The following is a 23,226-nucleotide window of genomic DNA, read 5'->3' on the forward strand; positions in this document are numbered from 1 at the left end:
TTCAACAGGGATTACACCCCGGGCGCCGGCTGCGTCCAGCGCGAGCCGCCGAAGGAGGCCAGCGCCTTATCCCTGAGTTCCCTGAACTTGGACGACCCCTCGGCCAGCCGCTGGTCCCATTCGGCGTTCGGCACCTGGCCTTCGATGGTCTTGAAATAGACCTGCATCAGGCAGGCTATGGCGAAGGGTTCGATGAAGGCCGCCTTGAAGGCCCAGGCAAGGAGGATGGCGAGCACGAAGGCCCAGCCGCCGAGCTGCCCCGGAATGAACCACATGATGGCGGCGGCCGGCGCCAGCATCAAAAGGAAGATGACGAAGGACACACCCCACATGATGACCGCCAGCCAGATGGCGTTCTTGACCATGGTCTTGCCGTTCTGGGCGTAGAGCACGACGCCTTGCCGGGCTGTCTCGAAGGGCGATGATGAATTGATGCGGATGTTGTAGCCGAGGATGATCTCGTCGACATAGGTCAGCGACAGGCGGATGACCGTATTGATGAAAGCGATCAGGCCGCCGAGACCCGGAATGGGCAGGAAGGCGGCGATGCCGCCGATCAGGCCGGTGATGGCGCGGATGGCGCCCTTGACCAGCTGGTCGACCACGAAAAGGATGTTGGCCTCGGCGAAACGCTCCTTCACCACGTCCTTGGCGTAGGCGATCTGGTCCTGCCCATTGGGAACGTCCCGGCCATCGATCAAATGGACCATGACGGCGATATGGCCGGCCTTGACGACGTAGAGGATGTATTCGCGGATCCAGTAGAGCGCGATCGAAACGATGCCGATGCCGACGATGCCGCCCCACAGTGCAAAGGAAAGCGGCCCGTCGGGATCGGTGGAGATATGGCCGACGCCATAGCCGACGGAGGCGCCGCTGCCGGTCGCCACGATATAGGCGAGCGTAATGCCGAAATAGACGATCATGCGAAAGACGATGAATGGCCATGTCCTGATCATGATGGACACCGACCTGCCGATTTCGAAATCCCACATGCGCCCGAATCTCCCCTCAGAGATGGACGGCGAGGATGAACCCGGGCCGGGAATTGTCAATCTCGGCAAATGCCGGGTCTGGGCCGACCAGATTTCAGGCCGGCTGCGAACCCTGTTTTTTGAGAAGCCCTTCAAGCAGTTGCTGGAAGGCTGCCACCACGGTCTTCGACGTCGCTTCGGGGTCGTTCGAATTGGCGATGCGCTGCGCCGCCTGGCTGCTGGCGCCGTTGATCAGCCGGGCGGCGGTTTCGGGGTCGACGCCGGGGACGACCACCCCCTCCTGCTGCAGAGCCGTCAGATGATCGGTCATCGAGCCGACGCAGGCATTGGCGTTCGGCCATTGCGCCGGATCGCCGAGCACAGCCGGACCGTCGCGAAACATGATGCGCTGGATTTCCGGCTCCAGCGCCATCTCGATATAGGTCGTGCATTCGTCGACGAAACGCTGCCAGCGGCTTGGCGCCCGCGACGCAATCTCATGGATGCGGACGGCCATCTCGCCATCGATTTCGGCGATGACGGCCTGCAGCAGGCCCTTCTTGTCGCCGAAATGATGATAGAGCGCACCGCGCGTCAGCCCGGCCGAGGCGGTGAAGTCGTCCATCGACGCGTCGGCATAGCCGATCGTGCCGAAAGCGTGGCGGGCCGCCGTGATCAGCTTGGCGCGCGTTTCGGCAATCATCTCCTTGCGGGGTCTGTGCATGGTTCTGGCCTTATTCACATACGCTTCGTATGCCAATTGACATACGCGGCGTATCGACTACCTATATTCATACGCACCGTATGTAATTGTCGAATTGGCCTTTGTCGAGGAACCAGCCATGCAAAACCCATACTCGGAAATCTTTCGTGCCCCTGGAGCCAAGGGGTTTGCCGCCGCGGGCTTCCTCGCGCGGCTGCCGATCGCCATGGCGCCGATCGGCATCGTGGCCATGCTGTCGCAGACACGTGGCGAATACTGGCTGGCGGGAGCTGTCTCGGCGACGTTCGCGCTGAGCAACGCTTTCGTGGCGCCGCAGATATCACGGCTGGTCGATCGCCTCGGCCAGACGCGGATCGTGGTTCCGACCACCATCCTCACCGTGCTCGCCTTCGCGGTGCTGATTGCCGCAGCCAATCAGGACTGGCCGGTGTGGACGCTGTTTGTGTCGGCACTGGCGGCCGCCGCCATGCCCAGCATGCCGGCGATGGTGCGCGCGCGCTGGACCGAGATTTTTCGCGGCCGGCCGCAGATGAACACCGCATTCGCCTTCGAATCGGCGGCGGACGAACTCGTCTACATTGCAGGCGCATCGCTGTCGGTGGGCTTGAGTGCCGCTCTGTTCCCGGAAGCCGGTGTCCTGGTCAGCACGCTATTCCTCGCCCTTGGCTCGGCAGCCTTCATCCTGCAGCGTTCGACCGAACCACAAGTGCGGCCGGTGAATCATGTCTCGAGCGGCTCGGCAATCCGGCTCAGGCCGGTGCAGATCATCACCTTCGCCCTGATCTTCGTCGGCGCCACCTTCGCGACGACGGAAGTGAGCACGGTGGCGATCACCAAGGAACTCGGCCAGCCGGGCGCCGCCAGCCTCGTCATCGGCGTCTATGCGCTGGGATCGTTCGTGCTCGGCCTCGTCGTCGGTGCGCTCAACCTGAAAGCGCCGCTGCAGCGCCAGTTGGCCCTCGCGGTCGCCCTCGTTGCGCTCGGCACATTGCTGCCGCTCACCGCCGACACGGTGCCGCTGCTGGCGCTGACCGTTTTCATCAGCGGCGTGGCGATCTCGCCAACCTTCATCACCGCCTTCGGCCTGATCGAACGCCACGTGCCGGAAGCGATGCTGACCGAAGGCATCACCTGGGTGATGACCGGCATCGGCATCGGCATGGCGCTGGGTTCGTTTGCCGCCGGCGCGGTGGTGGATGAGTTCGGCGCCAGGAACGGGTTCTGGGTCTCGGTGGTTTCAGGCACTATCGCACTGGTCACGGTGTTGGTGGGCCAGCGCAGCCTGGCCACCCGCGCCTGCGAGCTGGACGGCTGCGGTGCAGCCGCCGTTCCCGCGGAATAAACGCACAAGCGTCCGGTCGGGAACGCGGATCGGACGCAGCTTCTCCAAAGGAGCGCGGCTCCCTACGACTGTTCAAGCCTCTTGCGGATCTCGTTTCCATCGAGAACGACAACAGGACTTCCCAGTGTCTCAACCATATCCGGGTTCAGATGGGGTATGGTTTCAGCGCGCCCGACCATCGGCGGACATTCTCCGGCGCAATACACGACCGAGCTGGTGACACGCAGGATTTTCCACAGCGCTTCGTAGAGGCGCGGATCGTCGGGCGGCCGCGCGACGGTGAAGCCTGAACATCGCGAGGCATCGCCGGGGTCGAAATTGAGATAGAGGTCGGCCGACGACGCATCGTCATAGGCGACGACCCAGCAGGTGAATTCAGGTTCACGCCTGGTGACGAACGGCGCGAAGGCATCCTCGACGATCGATGTGGGGAAGTAGCTCTCTTCGCCATCTTCAAAGCAATTGAGATAGGCCTCGAAGCTCATCCGACCGCCCCCTGTCCCCTAGAAAATCTCGGTCTTGGCGATATGAATGCCAAAGCCCTCAAGCCCGACATAGTGGCGTTCGCGCGAGGCGATCAAATTGATCGAGGAGATGCCGAGATCCTTGAGAATCTGCGCGCCGAGGCCGATTTCTCGCCACTCGTTCTCACGGCGGCGGGCCTCTTCGTGGTCCTCACGGTCGGCACTCATCGGCCGGTTGCGCTCCTGATGGGCGACGCCGACCGAACCCTCTCGGAGGTAAACGATGACGCCGCGCTTGCGTTCGCCCATCGCCTTCATAATGGCGTCGAGCCGGTGGCTGGTGCCGAACACGTCGGTCACCACATCCTCCGAATGCAGCCGCACCGGCACGTCCTCGCCGTCACGGATGTCGCCGAAAACGACCGCGACATGGTGCATGGAATCCCAGGGCAGCGTGTAGGTAAAGACCTGTGCCTTGCCGCCGAGTGTGTCGATTTCGGAGCAGGCGACGCGTTCGACCAGCGTTTCCTTGCGCTGCCGGTAGGCGATGAGGTCGGCGACCGAGACCTGCTTGAGGCCGTGTTCCTCGGCAAAGCTCGCAACCTGCGGGCCGCGCTTGACGGTGCCGTCGTCATTGACCAGCTCCGAGATCACGCCAACCGGCGGCAGGCCGGCAAGTCTGCACAGGTCGACGGCGGCTTCGGTATGGCCCGAACGCATCAGCACGCCGCCTTCCCTCGCGATCAGTGGAAAAATGTGGCCGGGCCGCACGAAATCCGAACCGCCGACATTGCCGTTGGCCAGGTTGCGCACGGTCAGCGTGCGGTCCTCGGCCGAAATGCCGGTGGTGGTGCCATGCTTGAAATCGACGCTGACGGTAAAGGCCGTGGTGTGGGCGGAATCATTGTCGGCGACCATCGGCTGCAGATTGAGCCGCTTGGCCTCCTCGCGCGGCATCGGCGTGCAGACGATGCCGGAGGTGTGACGGATGATGAAGGCCATTTTCTCCGGGCTGCAATGCACGGCGGCAACGATCAGGTCGCCCTCGTTCTCACGCCCGTCATCGTCCATGACGACGACGATCTCGCCGCGCTCGAAGGCGCGGATGGCTTCGACGATTTTCTTCTGATCGTATGGCATTGGCTCGCTTCGCTCGCAGGGAATAGGGGTTGGGCAGTAGGAGTTAGGGAAGGAAGGATGGGCTGGCCTATTGCCTAATCCCTACTGCCTAATCCCTGGCCTGTCTGTCCCCGGTGCCGGAGATAATGGTCGGCGACGGCACAGGCAACCATGGCTTCGCCGATCGGCACGGCACGGATGCCGACGCAGGGATCGTGGCGGCCCTTGGTCATGACGTCGACGTCGTTGCCGTCCTTGTCGATGGATTTGCGCGGCGTCAGGATCGACGAGGTCGGCTTGACGGCGAAGCGGGCGACGATCGCCTGGCCGGTCGAGATGCCGCCCAGAATGCCGCCGGCATTGTTGGACAGGAAGACCGGCTTGCCGTCATTGCCGATGCGCATCTCGTCGGCATTCTGTTCGCCGGTAATGCGGGCGGCTTCAAAACCGTTACCGATCTCGACGCCCTTGACGGCGTTGATCGACATCAGGCCGGACGCGATGTCCTGGTCGAGCTTGGCGTAGATCGGCGCGCCAAGGCCGGCGGGCACGCCGTCAGCGACGATCTCGATCACCGCGCCGACCGAGGAGCCGGACTTGCGGATGCCGTCGAGATAGCTGGTGAAGACCGGAACGGAGGCCGGATCGGGGGTGAAGAACGGGTTTTCGACGTCACCGATGAAATTCCAGTTCCAGTTGGCGCGGTCGATCGATTTTTCGCCCATCGAGACCAGCGCGCCGCGCACCACCATTCCGGGCACCACCTTACGGGCGAGCGCGCCGGCGGCCACACGCGCGGCCGTCTCGCGCGCCGAGGAACGACCGCCGCCGCGATGGTCGCGCAGGCCGTATTTGACTTCATAGGTGTAGTCGGCGTGGCCGGGACGGTACTGGCGGGCAATCTCGCCATAGTCCTTGGAGCGCTGGTCGACATTCTCGATCAGCATCGAGACCGGCGTGCCGGTGGTGATCATCGTCTCGCCGTCCTCGTCGAGGATGAAGCCGGACAGCACCTTCACCTCGTCCGGCTCGCGGCGCTGGGTCACAAAACGTGACTGGCCGGGACGGCGCTTGTCGAGTTCGGCCTGGATTTCGGCCCGTGTGAAGCGGATCCCGGGCGGGCAGCCGTCGACGACACAGCCGAGCGACGGGCCATGGCTTTCGCCCCAGGTGGTGACGCGGAACAGATGGCCGAACGTGTTGTGAGACATGAATTTTAGCCCTGCCCGGCAGCGGACCGGATCAAAGGTGCGTTCTATTGGCGTTTTCCACAGCGGTCAAACTGTGATCCGGCGGTTTTAGTTTTGACACATTCGGTTGGTTTCTGCTCTCTTCCATCCGCCCGTTGAAAGCTCGCCGCCATCCGTGCAGGCGCAATGACAAAGAGGACGACGATGCGTACCCTGATTGGCGCTGCTGCCGCCATGTTGCTGATTTCCACCGCCGCCTATGCCGGCCAGACCGAAGGCCTGATCAAGAAGGTCGACAAGGACGCGCTGACGCTGACGCTGGAGGACGGCAAGTCCTTCAAGCTCAACGCCGAGACCGATCTCGATTCGCTGAAGCCGGGCATGGATATCGTCATTGCCTATGACGTGACGAATGGCGAGAACGTCGTCACCGACATGGAACTGCCCGACACCGAGTAACACCGACGCCGAACAGGGTCTTGCCGCTCGGCGGAGCCCTGCCCGGATAAACAGGACGGTCGTCCTGTTTTTATCTGCTCGAACCTAAAGCCAATCCAGACGCCCGTCCTGCAGCCTGAGCACCCGGTCCTGCCGCACTTCCAGGTTTGCCGCTTCATGTTCGGAAACACCTTCGACCATCCGAAACAGAGTCCGCACGACGCCACCATGCGTGACGCAGACCGTCTGGCGGTCGAGCGCCTCGAACCACGGCTTCACCCGTTCGAGCAGCATCTGGTAGCTTTCGGCGCCCTCGCCCGGCGGCTGGAAATTCCATTTGTTGCGTCGTCGCGCCTTCGCCGAGCCCGGCATTCGCGCATCGAGTTCGGCATAGGTAAAGCCCTGCCAGTCGCCAAAGTGCACCTCGACCAGACGCGGGTCGGTGCGGTAGGCATCGGGATCGAGTTGCATCGCCAAGCGTAGCCGCTGCATCGTCTCGCGCGTCCGCTTCATCGGGCTGGCGACAAAGTCGAAATCCTCAGGGTTCTGGATCAGTTCGGCCAGCCGCCGTCCATTGCGGGTCGCCTGCTCGCGGCCGAGCGCGTTGAGATCGGTGTCGGCCTGGCCCTGCAGCCGCGACTCGGCATTCCACTGCGTCTGGCCATGGCGCACGATGTAGACGAGCGGAACCATCGGGTCTTCCGGAAATCAGGACAGGCAGGCGGAAACCGCGGCAGAACTATTCCTTGACGGTCGAAATATCCGGCGCGTCGACCGCCTTCATGCCGACGACGTGATAGCCGGAATCGACATGGTGCACCTCGCCGGTGACGCCACGCGACAGGTCCGACAGGAAATACACGGCGGAATCGCCGACTTCTTCCTGGGTGACGGTCTGCTTCAGCGGCGAATTGTATTCGTTCCACTTGAGGATGTAGCGGAAGTCGCCGATGCCCGAAGCAGCCAAGGTCTTGATCGGCCCGGCCGAGATGGCGTTGACGCGGATCTTCTTGCCGCCGAGGTCGACGGCGAGATAGCGCACGCTGGCTTCGAGCGCGGCCTTGGCGACACCCATGACGTTGTAATGCGGCATGACCTTTTCGGCGCCGTAATAGGTCAGCGTCAGCAGCGAGCCGCCATCGGTCATCAACGCTTCGGCGCGCTTGGCGATGGTGGTGAAGGAATAGACCGAAATGTCCATGGTGCGCAGGAAATTGTCGCGCGTCGTCTCGACATAGCGTCCGGTCAGCTCGTCCTTGTCGGAAAAAGCGATGGCATGGACGAGGAAATCGAGCTTGCCGCCCCAATGCCTGGCGACATTGGCAAACACCTCGTCGAGGCTCGCCGGATCAGTGACATCGCAATGACCGGCGACAAAGGCGCCCAATTCCGCAGCCAGCGGCTCGACGCGCTTCTTGAACGCCTCGCCCTGATAGGTCAGCGCGATCTCGGCGCCATGGTCGACGCAGGCCTTGGCGATGCCGTAGGCAATCGATCTGTTGTTGGCGACGCCCAGTATAAGCCCGCGCTTGCCGGCCATTAGGCCCTGTCCACCCGCCATGTCAGCGCTCTCCGAAAGGTTTTCTGCTTTGGAGTGCCTATCGCACACGCAGAAAGGCGCATCAAGCACAGACGGGGCGCGCGTTCAATTCAGACACTCGGCGTGACAACGAATGGGGGATAATAAGGTTGTTGTGAGATTCGAACGCCTCACTGCGGCCAGCGCGCCTTGACGGCCCAGGCCGGGCAGCCGAATCGGCTGGCCGGCACCGCATCGGCCCTATCCAGCCATTTTGCGCCAGGGAATGAGCATTCCCACCTGCTTGCGGTAGAGGCGGTACTGATCGCCAAACATCGCGACGAGATCGCGTTCCTCGAGGAAGATGCCGAGCAGGATGTAGCCGGTGCTGCCCGCCGCGAACAGAAGATGGCCCCATGTCATCGACGGCGTCGCCCAGAAGGCCAGGAGAAAGCCGACATAGAGCGGGTGCCGGACCCATTTGTAGAACAGCGGCGTCCTGAACACGGGCGGCGCCGGTTCGCTCTTGCGCAAAGCGGCGAGAACCTGGCGCAAGCCGAACAGTTCGAAATGGTTGATCAGAAAGGTGCTGGTCAACAATACCGCCCAGCCGAGCCAGAACACGCCATGGATGACGGCGACCCAGACCGGGTTCTCGACCGTCCAGACGAGACCGGGGATCGGCCGCCATTGCCAGTAGAGCAGCAGCAGGATGAGGCTGGCCAAAAGCACATAGGTGCTGCGTTCGGCCGCGTGCGGGACAATCCGTGTCCACCAGCGCTTGAAAACCGGCCGCGCCATGATGCTGTGCTGGGCGGCGAAAAGGCCGAGCAGCAGCGCATTGACGATGACGGCTTCGACCGGACTTCCAGCGACTCCGGAATCGATGGATTTCGGCACGACCATGTTGCCGACGAAACCGACCGCATAGAGAAACGAACCGAGAAAAATCAGGTATGCGGCAACGCCGTAGATAAGGGTGATTACGCCCGCCATGACTGCCCCTCCATGCAAGCATCAGGATTCGGTCGGTCGACCGAATTCAGTGTCAAAAACCATAAATTCTCTGACGAGTCAACTTGATCGGTCGCTCGACCGAGATAGAGTGGAGGGACGTCCAGCCCCGGACAGGAGAAGCTATGATCCGCCCAGATTGCACCGCTAACAGCGGCAGCCACGCCGCATGACGGACGCTGCCGAAGCCGTTACCCCGCCGCAGAACAAGCAAAAGCGCGACACGCGCGCCGAACTGATTTCGGCCGCCGAGTTATGCCTCCATCGAGGCGGTTATGCCGATCTGTCGACGCGCCGCGTTGCCGAGATCGCCGGCGTTCCGCTCAGCCAGATCCATTACCATTTCGGCTCCAAGGAACGGCTGTTCCTGGCCCTGCTCGACCATCTGAACGAGGGCCTGCTGAAGCGCCAGGCGGAGACTTTTGCGGCACCTATGCCGCTGTGGCAACGCTGGGAGCGCGCTTGCGATTTCCTCGACGATGATCTGGCGTCCGGCTATGTCCGGATCCTGCACGAGATGATCGCGGCAAGCCTGTCGAGCCCCGAGATCGCCAAGGCGGTGCGCCGCGACCTGCGCGGCTGGTTCGAACTGCTGGACGGACTGGCGCAAGAGGCGGAGCGGCGGTTCGGCGGCCTCGGGCCATTCTCCGCCGCCGAAGTAACCAGCCTGGTCAGCGCCGCATTCCTCGGCAGCGAGACGATGATCCTGCTTGAGATCGAGAGCCCGCATGTCCCGGTGCGGCAGGCGTTGCGCCGCTTCGGCGAAACCATCCGGCGGATGGAGGAAGCAGCGCCCGGCAGCTAGCCAGACAAGTCCAGCCGCGTCAGCCTTTGCGGCTGCGCATCAGCGCTTCGAGTTCGCTGTCGCCGCCTTCCGGCAGCATGATGCGGACATGGGCGTAGAGATCGCCATGGCCACCCGCCTTTTCCGGCAAGCCCCTGCCCTTCAGGCGCAGCACCTTATCGGAGCTCGACCAGGCCGGAATGTTGACCGCCAGCCTGCCGGTCGGCGTGTCGACCGGCACCTTGGCGCCCAGCACCGCATCGGCAAGCGCTACCTCCAGATCGGCATGCAGGTCACGGCCCTCGATGCGGTAGCGCGGGTGCCTGCGGATACGGATCTTGACCAGCGCATCGCCCGGCTGTCCCGGCCCCTGCTCGCCCTGGCCCTTCAGCCGGATGGTCTGTCCGTCCTCGACATAGACCGGCAGCTTGACCGCAATCTTGCGGCCGTCGGGGAACATCGCCGTCACCTTTTCGGCGGTCGCTATCTCCTCGATGGTGACGTCGAGCGTCACGTTGAGATCGGCGGCGGTCGCCTGCTGGCGGCGGTCGCCTGTTCCGGCGCCACGCGCGCCGGAAAAGGCGTCGCCGAAGATCTGGCTGAAAATGTCGCTGTTGCCGTCGAACGGATCGCCGCCCGGACGCCCCGATCGGAATTCGAAGCGCGAGCCGCCGGCGCCCTGCTGGCGGCGGAAGCCACCGAACGGATCGCCGCCGCCGGCTGCACCCTCGAAGCCCTGGAATTTCGGCTTGCCGTCGGCGTCGATCTCGCCGCGGTCGAAGGCCGCACGGTTCTTCTCGTCGCCGACGACCTCATAGGCCTGATTGGCGGCGGCAAAACGGTCCTTGGCCTTGGGATCATTCGGATTCTGGTCCGGATGATACTTCTTGGCGAGCTTGCGGTAAGCCGATTTTATGTCCTTGGCCGATGCGTTCTTGGCAACGCCCAGCACCTCATAGGGGTCGCGCATGCGTCCTGCCCTGGAAAATGAGTTAAATCCACGTTGGCCCTTATATGCGCTCCCATAGGAAGAAATTCCAGTGGCGCGCAGGCTTATCGAGCGTTGAAATTGCGATGCCCGCAAACCTCGAAAATCAGAGCGGTTTGAAGTCCTGCATGTGCCAGCCGCCGGCCGCGGCGATGCACAATTGCCCCTTGAACAAAGCGACGCCGTCGAAGCTTTCGCGCGAGGCGGTAAAGCTGCGGCAGTCTTGGCCGTTGTCCTGCACTTCGGCGAGTTCGGTGATGGAGCCGCGCGAGCCGGTGTCGGCATTCGCCCACGGCACGGCCTGGCCGCGAAGCTCCTCGATGTCGGCCGAAGACACCGCATTGCCGATCGTGGTCTGGTCGGAAGCGCTGTCGGCGTCCGTCGATGTCACCCTGGCCGGCGCGCTTGAGGTGACGATGGAACGATCGACCTCGGCCTTTTCCAGGCTGAAGCCGCCGGCGCCGCAGGCGGCAAGCGGCAGTGCGATAATCACGATCACGGCTTTCGAACTGGCCGAAGCGATAACGCTCCATTGCCCGCTGTCATAAGCTTGCGCGATACGCGACAATCGGCAACCTCCTGAAGCTCGATACAATTTGAGAAAAACTATGAGTGACACTGAGTTAACAAGTAGTGACTTTACCGAAGCCGCCGAGCCGTTCCGGCTCTTTGCCGAGTGGCTGGAGGACGCCAAGAAAAGCGAAATCAACGACGCCAACGGCGTAGCACTTGCAACCGTCGATGCCGACGGCATGCCGGATGTGCGGATGGTGCTGCTCAAGGGTTTCGATGAAAGCGGCTTTGTCTTCTACACGAATTTCGAGAGCGCCAAGGGCCGCGAGATTCTTGGCAGCATGAAGGCGGCGATGTGCTTCCACTGGAAATCGCTGCGCCGCCAGGTGCGCATACGCGGTCCGGTGGAGATCGTCAGCGACGCTGAAGCCGACGCCTATTACGCGACGCGGCCGCGCGGCAGCCGGATCGGCGCATGGGCTTCGAAACAGTCGCGGCCGCTGGAAAGCCGCTTTGCCCTGGAGAAGGCGGTGGCCGAATACACGGCGCGCTACCCTATCGGCGAAATCCCGCGGCCAAAGCACTGGTCGGGCTTCCGCATCGTGCCGCAGGCGATCGAGTTCTGGCACGACCGGCCATTCCGGCTGCACGATCGGCTGGTCTTTTCGCGCAACGCCGAAGGCGGCTGGGACAAGACGCGGCTCTATCCCTGACCGATACTCAGGACTTTTTCCTGGTCATGAAAGCGGTCAGCGCGGCGCGCGCTTCGTCGGATTTCAGCCGGTCACGGAAATGCGCGCTTTCCTCGCCGATGCGGGCGACCAGATCCTCACGCGAGCCGCGCATCAGATCACGGGCGATCTTCAGCGCCTGCGGCGGCTTGGCGGCGATTGCGCCGGCGGCAGCCAGTACGGCAGCTTCGAGTGCACCTTCCTCGACCACCTCGTAGATCAGGCCGGCGGCCTTGGCGCGCTCGGCGGAAAATCCTTCGCCGAGGCCAAGCAGGGCAAAGGCGCCCTGCCTACCGAGGATGAGCGGCGCCAGCAGGCTGGAGCCCGCCTCCGGCACCAAACCGAGATCGACAAAGGGCGTGCGGAACACGGTGCGTGGCGTGGCAAAGGTCAGGTCGCAATGCAGGTTGAGCGTGGTGCCGATGCCAACCGCAATGCCGTCGACGCCTGACACAATCGGCTTTTCGGTTTTGGCCAGCGCTATCAGGAAGTCCCAGACTTCGTTGCCGCCCTCGCCGCCGGTGGCGATGACTAGGAAGTCGGCGAGATCGTTGCCGGCCGAGAAGGCGCCAGGCACGCCGAGGAAGACATGGACGCGGACCGCCGGATCGGCGTCGCCTTCGGCCAGCGCCCTGGACATTGTTGCGTACATGGCGCGCGTCAGCGCGTTCTTCTTGTCCGGACGGTTCATGCGGATGATCTGAATGGCGCCCTGGCGCTCGACGAGGATATGGTCTGTCACGGTCTTTTCCTTGTGAACGCCAGGTTGAGAAATCAGGCTGAAATCAGCGCCTTGCCGGCGGCGGCAAGGCTTTCGGCGCCATCGATGACGCGTTCCTTCAAGGCGCTGACTTCGCCAAGCAGGTTTTCGGCGAAGAAGCGGCAAAGGGCGATGCGGTTCTGCTCGGCAAGCCCGCCACGCGCCAGATAGGCGCCGCCGGCGGCAAGCGAGATCAGTCTGAGATAGGGCGTGGCACCCGCCTGTGCTTCGTCGAAGCGGCCATCGGCCAGCAGTTTCTGCAGGAAACGCGTCGCCTCGCTCAGATCGTCGAGCGCCCGGTCGAGCGTTTCAGCGGTGCGGCCGAAGCCTTGCAGGTTGGAGGTCCGCACCTCATCGGCGACCGCCTTGAGTTCGGCGATGTAGCCATGCACATGCTCGCCACCGCCGAGCGGCAGTTTGCGCACCACCAGGTCGATGGCCTGGATGCCGTTGGTGCCCTCGTAGATCGGCGCGATGCGGGCATCGCGATAGAGCGCTGCCGCGCCGGCCTCCTCGATGAAGCCCATGCCGCCGTGCACCTGGACACCCAGCGAGGCGACGTCGACGCCGACATCGGTGGAGAAGGCCTTGGCCAGCGGCGTCAGAAGATTGGCGCGGTCGCGCCAATGCGCGGCCTCATCGCCCGCCGAGACCCGCGCCAGGTCGATGGCGTGGGCGCAGGAATAGGAGATGGCGCGCGCGATCTGGGTCAGCGCCTTCATGGTCAAGAGATTGCGCTGTACGTCGGGGTGATGGACGATCGGCGCCATGCCGGCGCCGGCATAGTCCGATGCCTTGCCCTGGCGGCGCTCATTGGCATAGGCGACCGCCTTCTGCGTCGCGGCTTCAGCCACCGCCACACCCTGCATGCCGACGCAAAGCCGGGCGTTGAGATCGGAAGAGCACACGTCTGAACTCCAGTCACGGCTACATCTCGTATGCCGTCTNATGGATGCCGAGCTTGTGCTCTAGGCCGGAACAGAAGACGTCGTTGCGGGCGCCGAGCGACCCGTCATCGTCGACCAGGACTTTCGGCACCAGGAACAGCGAAATGCCGCGCGTGCCGGCCGGGGCGTCGGGCAGCCGCGCCAGCACCAGATGGATGATGTTGTCGGTGAAATCGTGCTCGCCATAGGTGATGAAAATTTTCTGGCCGAAGATGCGATAGGTGCCGTCGCCGGCAGGCTCGGCGCGGGTTCGCAGTGCGGCGAGATCGGAACCGGCCTGTGGCTCGGTGAGGTTCATCGTCCCCATCCATTCGCCGGAAACGAGCTTTGCCAGATATTTGGCCTTGAGCGCTTCGGAGGCGTGCTTGTCCAGCGCCTCGACCGCGCCCATGGTCAGCGTCGGGCCGATGCCGAAGGCCATGGCGGCGGAGTTCCACATTTCGAGCGCAGCGACGCCGAGCATGGTGGGCAGGCCCTGGCCGCCGAATTCTTCCGGTCCCGACAGCGCGTTCCAGCCACCGTCGATCCAGCTGCGGTAAAGCGCCTTCCAGCCGGGCGGCGTGGTGACGGCCGTGTCCCTCAGCACCGCGCCATGCTCGTCGCCGATCTTGTAGAGCGGCGCCACTTCCTCGCTGGCGAAGCGGCCGGCCTCGGCCAGGATGGCATCGACAAGGTCTTCGCCGAGATCGCCGAACGCGCCGCTATCGAGCGCCGGCTTGAGGCCGGCGACATGCTTGAGCGTAAACAAAATGTCCTCGACCGGCGCCTTGTACATGCCGCTTTCTCCTCCGCTGCTCCAGCCGATCGATCCTAGGACCCGGGCCGATGCAAAACCATCCGCCTTTGGGCGACCTCCAATCTTCTTTTTACGTAAACGTCAAACTTTGTCACGCGGATTTTGCAGTGAACTTCGTCATCCACGGGCGGAGCGGAAGCGAAGCGGACGCGCAGACCCGAGGATCCATGCCGCACCTTGCGTGTAGGCTGCAACGGCGCAGAATTCTGGACCGTGGCAACGCCTTGAAGTCGCGGCATGGATTCTATGGTCTGCGCCGCGTCGCTTCGCTCCTTGCTTCGCCACAGAATGACGAAATCGCGAGGGCCTTGGTCAATTTTCGAGGCCGGTATTGCGCATCAAAATTTCTGCGGCAAGGAATGACATCCTGCTGTTATGATCTCTCGGAAAGACAGGCCATCGACAGATTGGACCGGGCAACATGCTTGCCAGACCTGAGACATACCGTTGCATCGAATGCGGCCTGCCATATCGGGCAAGCGGCTTCTGGTATTATCATGGCGATCTCCAAAGAGGCCCCGCCTACTGGACCGATCGCGGCATATTGTGCTCGCCGCAATGCTCGCTCGCCCATCACCGCAAGCGCGCCGCCGAAGGCACGCTGCCGCAAGAACCGGCGCCTGATCCGCTTGAGGTGCGGACGGTTACGCGGCGGTGAGCGGCGGAACTGGCAATCTCCCCCCTCGTGGGGGAGATGCCCGGCAGGGCAGAGGGGGGCGCGAANGACGGTTACGCGGCGGTGAGCGGCGGAACTGGCAATCTCCCCCCTCGTGGGGGAGATGCCCGGCAGGGCAGAGGGGGGCGTGAAGGAACGCCAACCTTATTCATTTTCCAAACAATCGGGGACAAGCCTCTGGTCGCAATTGCGATCGATTGAGAGGGCAGAGGGACAGCGCCCCCCTCTGTCCTGCCGGACATCTCCCCCACGAGGGGGGAGATCGGATGTCACGCGGGCTTTCGCCAGTGCCTCCCCGAAAGCACTTCCTTAACCATAGCAGTTCACCATCGGTGTTTGGTCAGCGGGGGTTCCCTGTTTGAAAACGCCGGCGCATCTTCTTCGCCGCTCAGCGATCGCTCTCGCGGCGATGATGGCGCTGATTTCGGCGGCTAAAGCTTCGGACTTCTCCGAGCCGTGGCGGGACGGCGATCGCGCGCTTGTCGTCGACGCCTATGAATACAATTCCATCGACTGGGCGCAGCTTGCCACCGACAAGCGCATCGTCGGCTTCATCAACAAGGCCTCCGACGGCCTGCCGCCGCCCTATCTCTGCTTCGGCGACGAGATTGCAGTCAAACTCTGCAAGACGCTGTGGAAACGCTATGCGGTGACGCGCGAGCTGTTCCAGACGCGCAAGGTGGTGGCCAAGGCGCTCGGCCTGAAATGGGGCGCCTATCATCTTGCCCGGCCCGGCAATCCGGTCGAGCAGGCGAACAATTTCATCGATTTCGCCGAACCGGCGCCGGATGATCTGCTGGCCCTCGACCTCGAAGGCAATGACCCCTCGAAATGGATGTCGCTGGAGGATGCCGAGGAGTTCGTGCGCCAGGTGCACCGGCGGCTCGGCCGGTTCCCGATACTCTACACCAACGGCAAGACCGCGCAGTACATCGCCGACAACCGCTATCAATACCGGCTGCTGTCGCGGCTGCCGCTCTGGTATGCGCGCTACAAGCCCGACATCGACGTGCATTTTCCGATGGGCAACTGGCAGGGCTATGCGCTGTGGCAGTTTTCGGCGCAGGCCAATTGCGGGCGCCTGCGCTGCCCGTACCGGGTCGCCGGCACGCCCAACGACATCGATGTCAACGTCGCGCCGATGGATGCAGCCACGCTGCGCCAGCAATGGCCGTTCGGCGGCCTGATCGACGTGCCGCCCGATTACCTCGCCTCGATCCCGGTGCCGGTTTCGCGCGCAGCCGGGCTCGCCGGCAAAGTCACCATCACCTATGCCGATGTGGCGACGCCACCGACAGTCGAGGAGATGGTAGCGGTGCTCGGCGCGCGCTGGCAGACATTTCGCGCCGCTTTCCGCATGCCGGTGGTCAAGACGGTGCCGCGCCGCGCGCGCTTCGGCATTGCCGACTATGTCGCGTGGAAGCGGACCGCATATCGCTCGGAGGCTCTGCTCGAGGCCGCCTTCTCCCAGGCCGCCGATCCGGTCAGCACCGCTTCGACCGAACTCGTTCGCGAGCGCTGAAGCCTGCCGATATTACCCGGCCGCGTCGGCTTTTTCCCGCGCCACCGCCTGCCAGCCTATGTCGCGGCGGCAAAAGCCTTGCGGCCAGTCGATGCGGTCGAGCGCGGCGTAGGCGCGGCTCTGCGCTTCGCCCACCGTCTTGCCCGACGCGGTGACGTTGAGCACGCGGCCACCATTGGCGACCAGCGCGCCGCCATTGATGGCGGTGCCGGCGTGGAAAATCTCAACGCCGTCGCCAGCGGCTTCGTCGAGGCCACGAATGACCGAGCCTTTTTCCGGCGTGCCGGGATAACCCCGCGCCGCCATCACCACGGTGAGCGCCGCCTCGTCGCGCCAGCGCACCGAACTGTGCGCCAGCTGGCCGTCGACGGCGGCGTTGAGCAGCACCAGCAGATCGTCCTTCAGCCGCATCATCAGCACCTGGCATTCGGGATCGCCGAAGCGGGTGTTGTATTCGATCAGCTTCGGCCCTTTGTCGGTGATCATCAGCCCGGCAAACAGAATGCCGGCGAACGGCGCGCCAAGCTCGGCCATGCCACGCATGGTCGGCTCGATGATTTCGCGCATGGTGCGCTCGACCATCTCGGGCGTCATCACCGGCGCCGGCGAATAGGCGCCCATCCCGCCGGTGTTGGGGCCGATGTCGCCGTCGCCGACGCGCTTGTGGTCCTGCGCGGTGCCGAAGGGCAGCGCGGTCGTGCCGTCGCACAGGCAGAAGAAACTCGCCTCCTCGCCGGTCATGAATTCCTCAACCACCACTTCGGCGCCGGCCTCGCCGAAGGCGCCGTCGAAGCAGGCATCGAGCGCGGCTCGCGCCTCATCCAGCGTCATGGCGATGGTGACGCCCTTGCCGGCGGCCAGCCCATCGGCCTTGATGACGATCGGCGCACCGACTTTTTCGACATAGGCCTTTGCCGCAGTCAGATCGGTGAAGCGCCCATAGGCAGCGGTCGGGATATCGTATTTCGCGCAGAGGTCCTTGGTGAAACCTTTCGAGCCTTCGAGCCTTGCCGCTCGCTTCGACGGGCCGAAGACGCGGATGCCCTGATCGCGCAGATCATCGGCAATGCCGGCCACCAGCGGCCCTTCCGGGCCGACGACGACGAGGTCGATCGCATTGTCCTTGCAGAAAGCAGTAACAGCGGCATGGTCGCCAATGTCGAGCTTGACCAGTTCGGCCTCGCCAGCAATGCCTGGATTGCCGGGCGCGGCATAGAGCTTGGTCAGCAGCGGCGAGGCCGCGATCTTCCAGGCCAGGGCATGTTCGCGGCCGCCGGAGCCGATCAACAAAACGCGCATGCCGATGTCCCTTGTCATTTGACGACAGGGATTGCGCTATTGCGCCGGGCGGCGCGGGTCAAGACTTTTGGTAGACCCGTTGCCGGTTGCGCACGGGAACGTCGCGCGCAACGGCAAGCCGAAGTGAGCCGCTCAGCTCTTGAAGACAACCGGAAACCAGTCCTCGCGCAGTTTCTGGCCGGGCTTCATGTCATGGCCGGGATAGGGCGGCGAGGTGCGGCCGGGGCGTTCGATGTAACGCGCATCGTCGCCGACCCAGCGCAGCGACAGCGCCCGACGTCGCGCCGCGGTCGGATTGCCGCGTGCACCATGCGCGGTGCGGAAATCGAACAATATGGCGTCGCCCGGCTCCATCTCCCATTCGAGCACCTTCAGCGACGGGTCGTTGTCGGGGTTGGGCACCGGCAGATAATCACCCTCGCCGGCGTAGAAATTGCTGTCGTCGAGCCAGCGCACCGGCAGGATCATCTTGTCCCATTTGTGCGAGCCGGCGATCAGCCGCAGCGTCGCTTCCTTGACCGGGTCGATCGGGATCCAGAAGCTGACGGTCTGGCGGCCGTCGACGAAGTAGTAGGGGATGTCCTGGTGCCAGGGCGTCGGCTTTTGCGTGCCGGGTTCCTTGACCAGCACGTGGTCGTGGAAGAACTGCGCGCTGCGCGACTGCATCGCCGCCGCCGCCAGTTCGGCGGCCGGGGAATTGCGCACCACATCGACGAATTCGGGGATGCGCTCCCAGTTGCAGTAATCGTCGAAGAAGCTGCCCTTGCCATTGGCGATATCCGATGCCGTGGCGCTGCGATTTTGCATGTTGCGCTCGATGCCGGCGGCGATGGTGCCGACCCAGTCCTTGAAAGCGCCGCGTATGCAGACGGCGCCGTCGCGCTGGTAGTCGGCAATCGCCGCGGCGTCGATATGTCTGGCGGCCATCTCGTGTCTCCCCTGTTCGATGACCGACTATCGCAGCCGCCGCACATCGCGTAAAATAATAACTTCTCATCTCTCTTATAGTTTTGGCCTATGAACCTGACCCTCACCCAGCTGCGCTATCTCGTTGCTGTCGCCCGCCAAGGCAGCGTGACGGCGGCCGCCCGGATGCTGAACGTCTCACAGCCGTCGATTTCAGTGGCGATCGACAATGTCGAGGCGACGCTCGGCCAGAAACTGTTCGTGCGCCAGCGCGGCAGCGGCATCGCGCTGACCTCGTTCGGCCGCGGCGCGGTGGCGAAGGCAAAGCAGGTGCTGGCCGAGGCGGACGAACTGGTCGGGCTCGGGACGCGCGACGCCGATGTCGGCGGCGAGCTGGTGCTCGGCTGCTTCGAGGATCTGGCGCCTTATTTCGCGCCGGCACTGATCCGCGCTTTTTCGCAACGCTGCCCGGCGGTCACTGTTGTCGTGCGCGACGAGACCTTCGAGACGCTGGGCCGGCGGCTCGGCGATTCCGCCATCGATCTCGGCCTGACCTACGATCTCGGCCTGCCCTCACACTTCGCCCGCATCCTGCTGCATGAGCTGCGGCCGCACGCGCTTCTGCCGCAAGGCCACGCGCTGGCCAGCCAGGCCAGCGTCAGCCTGGCGGAGTTGGCGGCCCATCCGCTTGTCACCACCGACCAGCCGGACAGCTGGCAGCATATGCTGGACCTGTTCCTCAGCCGCGGCCTGTCGCCGGTCTCGCAATCGACGACGAGTTCGTTCGAATTGCAACGCAGCATGGTCGCCAACGGTTTCGGCGTCGCGGTGAGTTACACAAGACCGCATGGCGACAGGAGCTATGACGGCCTGCCGCTGGTTTGCAAGCCGCTGTCCGATCCGCTGCCGATGCAGCGCATCATCCTCACCCATGACACAAGGCAAAGGCTGTCGAAGGCGGCGCTGGCCTTCATCGAGGTGGCGAAGGAATGGTTTGCCAGCCACGATGTTTTCACCGCGTGAGCGACAATGCGGCCGCTTGACGGCGCTCGCCGCGGCTGCCACTCCAGCACCATGGAAACCATCCAGTCGAAAGCCGCTCAGGGCCGCGTCGCCGACGCGCCGAGCGGCCATTGGGTCTACAAGATACTGCCGCGCTGGCTGTGGCCCTATGCGCAGCTTGCCCGCTGGGACCGGCCGATCGGCTGGCAATTGCTGCTGTGGCCCTGCTGGTGGTCGGCAGCGCTTGCGGCCAGCGCCTATCCCCGCCCGGCAGACCCGTTGCTCACATTGCTGCCGTCGCCGTGGTTCCTGTTCCTGTTCTTTGTCGGCGCCGTCGCCATGCGTGGCGCCGGCTGCACCTATAACGACATTGTCGACCAGGACATCGACAACAAGGTCGAGCGCACGCGCTCGCGGCCATTGCCGGCCGGCAAGGTGACGCGCCGCCAAGCCTGGGCGTTCCTGGTCATCCAGGCCTTGCTGGGCCTCGTCGTGCTGCTGCAGTTCAACGACTTCGCCATTCCGCTCGGCATCGTCTCGCTGGTCATCGTTGCCGTCTATCCCTTCATGAAGCGCTTCACCAACTGGCCGCAATTGGTGCTCGGGCTCGCCTTCTCCTGGGGTGCGCTGATGGGCTGGGCGGTCGAGTTCGGCGATCTCGATGGCCCGGCCATCATGCTCTATATCGGCTCGATCCTGTGGGTGATCGGCTACGACACCATCTATGCACATCAGGACAAGGAAGACGACGCAATCGTCGGCGTGCGCTCGACGGCGCGGCTGTTCGGCGACAACACCAAGACCTGGCTGGTCGGGCTTTATGGCGGCACGCTGGTCTGCTTCGCCATCGCGTTCGCCTCGGCGCAGGTGCCGGTGGTGGCGCTGGCCGGGCTGATCGCCGCCGGCGCCCATATGGCGCGGCAGATAGCGGTTCTGGATATCGACGATCCCGATCAATGCCTGCGGCTGTTCAAATCCAACAACCAGGTCGGCTGGTTGATCTTCATCGGCCTGATCGGCGGTGCGCTGTGGGTGGCGCTAAAGCCGCTGGTTTAATCTCCTTCTCCCCGTCACTACACGGGGAGAAGGTGGCGGCAGCCGGATGAGGGGCAGCGCCAATCTTTGCAGTTGAGGTGAGATGCACAGCGGCGATATTGCGAGAAATGCCTCGGTCAGCGCCGCCCCTCATCGCCCTGCAGGGCGTTGGTCACTCGAAAAGCCAAGCAATTGGCTTTTCGTCCGCTACGCGGACCGCTCCTCAACCCCCGTATAGTGACGGGGAGAAGAAGGCTGTCGTCGGCGGTTTCGCCAATCGCCGGTCAAGCTACTCCCGCGAAATAATCTCCTGGCCGTCGATCACCAGTCTCAGCCCGAGATTGCCGGCCCTGCGGCGGGCGAGGAAGCGCGGGCGGCGCGTGGTCGAGACCCGGCCCTTGCGGCGATCCTTGGCCGGCAGCGCCTTGATGGCGGCGCCGAGCGATTCCTCAAGCGTGCGGGCAATGCCGTCGGATTCGATCAGCAGCATCTGCAGCCGGTAAGCATCGGCCCAGGCGCGCCAGTCGGCGGCGACGTCGTCGAGATCGTCGGCCACCAGCAGCGGCACCGACAGCATCGGGTCGTTGTGCAGGAGTTCGAGGGTTACCGTGACATTGCCTTGCGCATCCTCCATCGCGCGGGCGGCGACGCCGCGAAACGCGTTGGCGGGCAGCGCGATGATCGCCGGCACGCCGCTCATCTCGAGCGTGCGGCGGATGACGGCGCCGCGCTGGTCGATGGTGAAGGTAACGTCGCCATAGTCGTCGCGCGTGGCATAGCTCACCACTTGCGGCAGGCGGAATGGGTCGAGGCGCATGTTGCGCCCGGCCCAGACGGGCTTCAATACACTGTTCATCTGCTGCCTTCCTGTGTTTCTCCTGAGAGCCGTTTTGCGGGTCTCTCCGGGCCGGTTTTCCCGGCCTCGTTGTGTGAAACATTAGCGCGAGCTTCTGCCGCCCGGCTTAAGAAAGTCAGTTAAATTTTGCTGATCTCAGGCAATGGTTATCGGAATGAGACCAGCCACAAAATGTTGAAAGGATCAGATAACCTTACCGGGATTCATGATGCCGGCCGGATCGAAGACGGCCTTCACCCGGCGCATCAGCTCGATCGCCATTGGCGGCGCGGTGGCGATCAGCTCGTCGCGCTTCAACTGGCCGATGCCGTGCTCGGCCGAGATCGAGCCGTGGAAGGAGCGCACGACATCGTGCACGGCATGGTTCATGGCGTGGTAGAGGCCGAGAAACGCTTCGTCGTCACCGCCCTCCGGCCGGGAGATGTTGTAGTGGAGATTGCCGTCGCCCATATGGCCGAAGCAGACCACGCGCGCCTGCGGACTGACCGAAGCCACTGCACCGGCCGCCTTTTCGATAAACGCCGGGATGGATGCCACCGGTACCGAAATATCATGCTTGATCGAAGCGCCTTCGGGCTTTTGCGAATCCGGCAGCACCTCGCGGAAGTTCCAGAACGCGTCGCCCTGCGCCAGGCTGGCCGCGATCACCGCGTCGCCGACGATGCCTTGCTGGAGGCCTGCCGACAGCACTTCTTCGATCAGCCCCCTGGCGTCCTCGGCCGAACGGCCCGACGACACCTGCATCAACACATACCATGGCCAATCCTGCGCCAGCGGCCGCGTGACGCCCTGCGCATGGCGCAGCGTGAAATCATAAGGACGCTGGCCGATCAGCTCGAAGGCGGTGAGTGCCGCCCCTGCCCGGTCCATCGCCAGGCTGAACAGCGAAAGCGCTGCTTCCGGCGACGACAGGCCGGCAAAGGCCACTTCGCGCCCCTTGGGCTTGGGAAACAGTTTCAGCACCGCCGCGGTGATGATGCCGAGCGTGCCTTCGGCGCCGACGAACAGGTTCTTCAGATCGTAACCGGTGTTGTCCTTCTTCAGTTTGCGCAGATCGTCGAAGATTTCGCCGGTCGGCAGCACCACTTCGACGCCGAGGCAGAGTTCGCGCGCATTGCCATAGGCGAGCACGCCGGTGCCGCCGGCATTGGACGAGAGGTTGCCGCCGATCTGGCAGGAGCCCTGCGCGGCAAGCGACAGCGGAAACAGCCGGTCGGCGGCGTCGGCGGCTTCCTGCAGCGTCTGCAGGATGACGCCGGCTTCGACGGTCACCGTGTTCGAGAAGACGTCGATCTCGCGAATGCGGTTCAGCCGCGACAAAGAAAGCACGATCTCGCGGCCGGAGGCATCCGGCACCTGGGCGCCGACCAGCCCGGTGTTGCCGCTTTGCGGCACGACCGGCGTTCCCGTCTCGCTCGCCAGGCGCATGATCCGGCTGATCTCGTCGACGCTGCCGGGACGCAGCACCAAGGCGGTCCTGCCGTGCCATAGGCCGCGCCGCTCGGTCAGATACGGCGCAATATCGGCCTGGTCGCGCAGCGCATATTTGTCGCCGACGATTGCCGCGAAGCGGGCGATGAGAGCGGGATCGAGGTCGAAGGGTGCGTCGTTCATGGGCGCAAACTAT

23 protein-coding genes are annotated in these 23,226 nt (G+C 63.9%); 8 read left to right on the forward strand and 15 right to left on the reverse strand.

Features of this window, described 5'->3' with window-relative positions:
* Positions 1-11: 11 nt before the first annotated feature.
* Positions 12-995 carry a hypothetical protein gene (locus X727_RS148100; RefSeq protein WP_023708732.1) on the reverse strand — a complete coding sequence of 328 codons (984 nt, stop codon included), beginning with the start codon at positions 993-995 and terminating at the stop codon, positions 12-14.
* A 94-nt stretch (positions 996-1,089) separates the two neighbouring features.
* Entirely contained in the window at positions 1,090-1,698 is a 609-nt protein-coding gene (locus tag X727_RS148095; RefSeq protein ID WP_023708733.1) for a TetR/AcrR family transcriptional regulator, read from the reverse strand.
* A gap of 118 nt (positions 1,699-1,816) precedes the next feature.
* Here X727_RS148095 and X727_RS148090 point away from each other — a divergent pair, with 118 nt between their 5' ends.
* Positions 1,817-3,040, forward strand: a complete 1,224-nt coding sequence (locus tag X727_RS148090; protein WP_023709369.1) for an MFS transporter — start codon at positions 1,817-1,819, stop codon at positions 3,038-3,040.
* Positions 3,041-3,102: 62 nt separating this feature from the next.
* On the opposite strand, the gene X727_RS148085 is transcribed toward X727_RS148090, so the two are convergent.
* From X727_RS148085 to aroC, 3 genes are all read right to left on the reverse strand, one after another.
* Entirely contained in the window at positions 3,103-3,525 is a 423-nt protein-coding gene (locus X727_RS148085) for a hypothetical protein (protein WP_023685408.1), read from the reverse strand.
* A gap of 18 nt (positions 3,526-3,543) precedes the next feature.
* A complete protein-coding gene (gene ribB / locus X727_RS148080) occupies positions 3,544-4,644 on the reverse strand; it encodes a 3,4-dihydroxy-2-butanone-4-phosphate synthase (protein WP_023709368.1) in 1,101 nt (366 codons plus the stop codon).
* Positions 4,645-4,718: 74 nt separating this feature from the next.
* The gene (aroC, locus tag X727_RS148075) at positions 4,719-5,834 is read right to left on the reverse strand and encodes a chorismate synthase (RefSeq protein WP_023706652.1); all 1,116 of its coding nucleotides are present in this window, start codon (positions 5,832-5,834) and stop codon (positions 4,719-4,721) included.
* Between the two features lie 183 nt (positions 5,835-6,017).
* Between aroC and X727_RS148070 the strand changes: the two genes are divergently transcribed.
* A complete protein-coding gene (locus tag X727_RS148070) occupies positions 6,018-6,272 on the forward strand; it encodes a DUF1344 domain-containing protein (RefSeq protein ID WP_023685405.1) in 255 nt (84 codons plus the stop codon).
* A gap of 84 nt (positions 6,273-6,356) precedes the next feature.
* Here X727_RS148070 and X727_RS148065 read toward each other — a convergent pair whose 3' ends face one another.
* The 3 genes from X727_RS148065 to mddA all read right to left on the reverse strand — a co-directional run bounded on the left by X727_RS148065 (position 6,357) and on the right by mddA (position 8,766).
* Positions 6,357-6,944, reverse strand: a complete 588-nt coding sequence (locus X727_RS148065; RefSeq protein WP_023685404.1) for a histidine phosphatase family protein — start codon at positions 6,942-6,944, stop codon at positions 6,357-6,359.
* 46 nt (positions 6,945-6,990) lie between these two features.
* Positions 6,991-7,812, reverse strand: coding sequence for an enoyl-ACP reductase FabI (gene fabI, locus X727_RS148060; protein ID WP_023692087.1), 822 nt, complete (start codon positions 7,810-7,812; stop codon positions 6,991-6,993).
* 219 nt (positions 7,813-8,031) lie between these two features.
* Entirely contained in the window at positions 8,032-8,766 is a 735-nt protein-coding gene (gene mddA, locus X727_RS148055; protein ID WP_023834474.1) for a methanethiol S-methyltransferase, read from the reverse strand.
* 187 nt (positions 8,767-8,953) lie between these two features.
* Between mddA and X727_RS148050 the strand changes: the two genes are divergently transcribed.
* Positions 8,954-9,589 (forward strand): TetR/AcrR family transcriptional regulator, encoded by a 636-nt coding sequence (locus tag X727_RS148050; RefSeq protein WP_023692089.1) that lies wholly within the window; start codon positions 8,954-8,956, stop codon positions 9,587-9,589.
* Positions 9,590-9,608: 19 nt separating this feature from the next.
* Here the strand turns inward: X727_RS148050 and X727_RS148045 are convergent, their stop codons facing one another.
* Together X727_RS148045 and X727_RS148040 are read right to left on the reverse strand one after the other, a co-directional pair.
* Positions 9,609-10,538: a J domain-containing protein gene (locus X727_RS148045; RefSeq protein WP_023692090.1), complete on the reverse strand. Its 930-nt coding sequence runs from the start codon at positions 10,536-10,538 to the stop codon at positions 9,609-9,611.
* 124 nt (positions 10,539-10,662) lie between these two features.
* Positions 10,663-11,124, reverse strand: a complete 462-nt coding sequence (locus tag X727_RS148040; RefSeq protein ID WP_023834475.1) for an RT0821/Lpp0805 family surface protein — start codon at positions 11,122-11,124, stop codon at positions 10,663-10,665.
* Positions 11,125-11,164: 40 nt separating this feature from the next.
* On the opposite strand from X727_RS148040, the gene pdxH reads away from it, so the two are divergent.
* Positions 11,165-11,782: a pyridoxamine 5'-phosphate oxidase gene (gene pdxH / locus X727_RS148035; protein ID WP_023668448.1), complete on the forward strand. Its 618-nt coding sequence runs from the start codon at positions 11,165-11,167 to the stop codon at positions 11,780-11,782.
* A gap of 7 nt (positions 11,783-11,789) precedes the next feature.
* Here pdxH and X727_RS148030 read toward each other — a convergent pair whose 3' ends face one another.
* Entirely contained in the window at positions 11,790-12,542 is a 753-nt protein-coding gene (locus X727_RS148030; RefSeq protein ID WP_023834476.1) for a crotonase/enoyl-CoA hydratase family protein, read from the reverse strand.
* Positions 12,543-14,724: 2,182 nt separating this feature from the next.
* Here X727_RS148030 and X727_RS148025 point away from each other — a divergent pair.
* Together X727_RS148025 and X727_RS148020 are read left to right on the forward strand one after the other, a co-directional pair.
* Positions 14,725-14,961, forward strand: coding sequence for a hypothetical protein (locus X727_RS148025; protein ID WP_023834477.1), 237 nt, complete (start codon positions 14,725-14,727; stop codon positions 14,959-14,961).
* Between the two features lie 427 nt (positions 14,962-15,388).
* Positions 15,389-16,501 (forward strand): glycoside hydrolase family 25 protein, encoded by a 1,113-nt coding sequence (locus X727_RS148020; RefSeq protein ID WP_032889295.1) that lies wholly within the window; start codon positions 15,389-15,391, stop codon positions 16,499-16,501.
* A gap of 12 nt (positions 16,502-16,513) precedes the next feature.
* Here X727_RS148020 and purD read toward each other — a convergent pair whose 3' ends face one another.
* Both purD and X727_RS148010 read right to left on the reverse strand, forming a co-directional pair.
* Positions 16,514-17,800 (reverse strand): phosphoribosylamine--glycine ligase, encoded by a 1,287-nt coding sequence (gene purD / locus X727_RS148015; RefSeq protein ID WP_023834479.1) that lies wholly within the window; start codon positions 17,798-17,800, stop codon positions 16,514-16,516.
* Positions 17,801-17,932: 132 nt separating this feature from the next.
* The gene (locus X727_RS148010) at positions 17,933-18,727 is read right to left on the reverse strand and encodes a phytanoyl-CoA dioxygenase family protein (RefSeq protein ID WP_023834480.1); all 795 of its coding nucleotides are present in this window, start codon (positions 18,725-18,727) and stop codon (positions 17,933-17,935) included.
* A gap of 90 nt (positions 18,728-18,817) precedes the next feature.
* Here X727_RS148010 and X727_RS148005 point away from each other — a divergent pair, with 90 nt between their 5' ends.
* Both X727_RS148005 and ubiA read left to right on the forward strand, forming a co-directional pair.
* Positions 18,818-19,729 carry a LysR family transcriptional regulator gene (locus tag X727_RS148005; protein ID WP_023834481.1) on the forward strand — a complete coding sequence of 304 codons (912 nt, stop codon included), beginning with the start codon at positions 18,818-18,820 and terminating at the stop codon, positions 19,727-19,729.
* A gap of 51 nt (positions 19,730-19,780) precedes the next feature.
* Positions 19,781-20,764 carry a 4-hydroxybenzoate octaprenyltransferase gene (gene ubiA, locus X727_RS148000; protein ID WP_023706640.1) on the forward strand — a complete coding sequence of 328 codons (984 nt, stop codon included), beginning with the start codon at positions 19,781-19,783 and terminating at the stop codon, positions 20,762-20,764.
* A 268-nt stretch (positions 20,765-21,032) separates the two neighbouring features.
* On the opposite strand, the gene X727_RS147995 is transcribed toward ubiA, so the two are convergent.
* Both X727_RS147995 and X727_RS147990 read right to left on the reverse strand, forming a co-directional pair.
* Positions 21,033-21,599, reverse strand: coding sequence for a DUF6101 family protein (locus tag X727_RS147995; protein WP_023668457.1), 567 nt, complete (start codon positions 21,597-21,599; stop codon positions 21,033-21,035).
* A 183-nt stretch (positions 21,600-21,782) separates the two neighbouring features.
* Positions 21,783-23,213 carry an FAD-binding oxidoreductase gene (locus X727_RS147990; protein ID WP_023834482.1) on the reverse strand — a complete coding sequence of 477 codons (1,431 nt, stop codon included), beginning with the start codon at positions 23,211-23,213 and terminating at the stop codon, positions 21,783-21,785.
* Positions 23,214-23,226 lie beyond the last annotated feature (13 nt).

Source organism: Mesorhizobium sp. L103C105A0 (assembly GCF_000502215.1).
Taxonomy (GTDB): Bacteria; Pseudomonadota; Alphaproteobacteria; order Rhizobiales; family Rhizobiaceae; genus Mesorhizobium.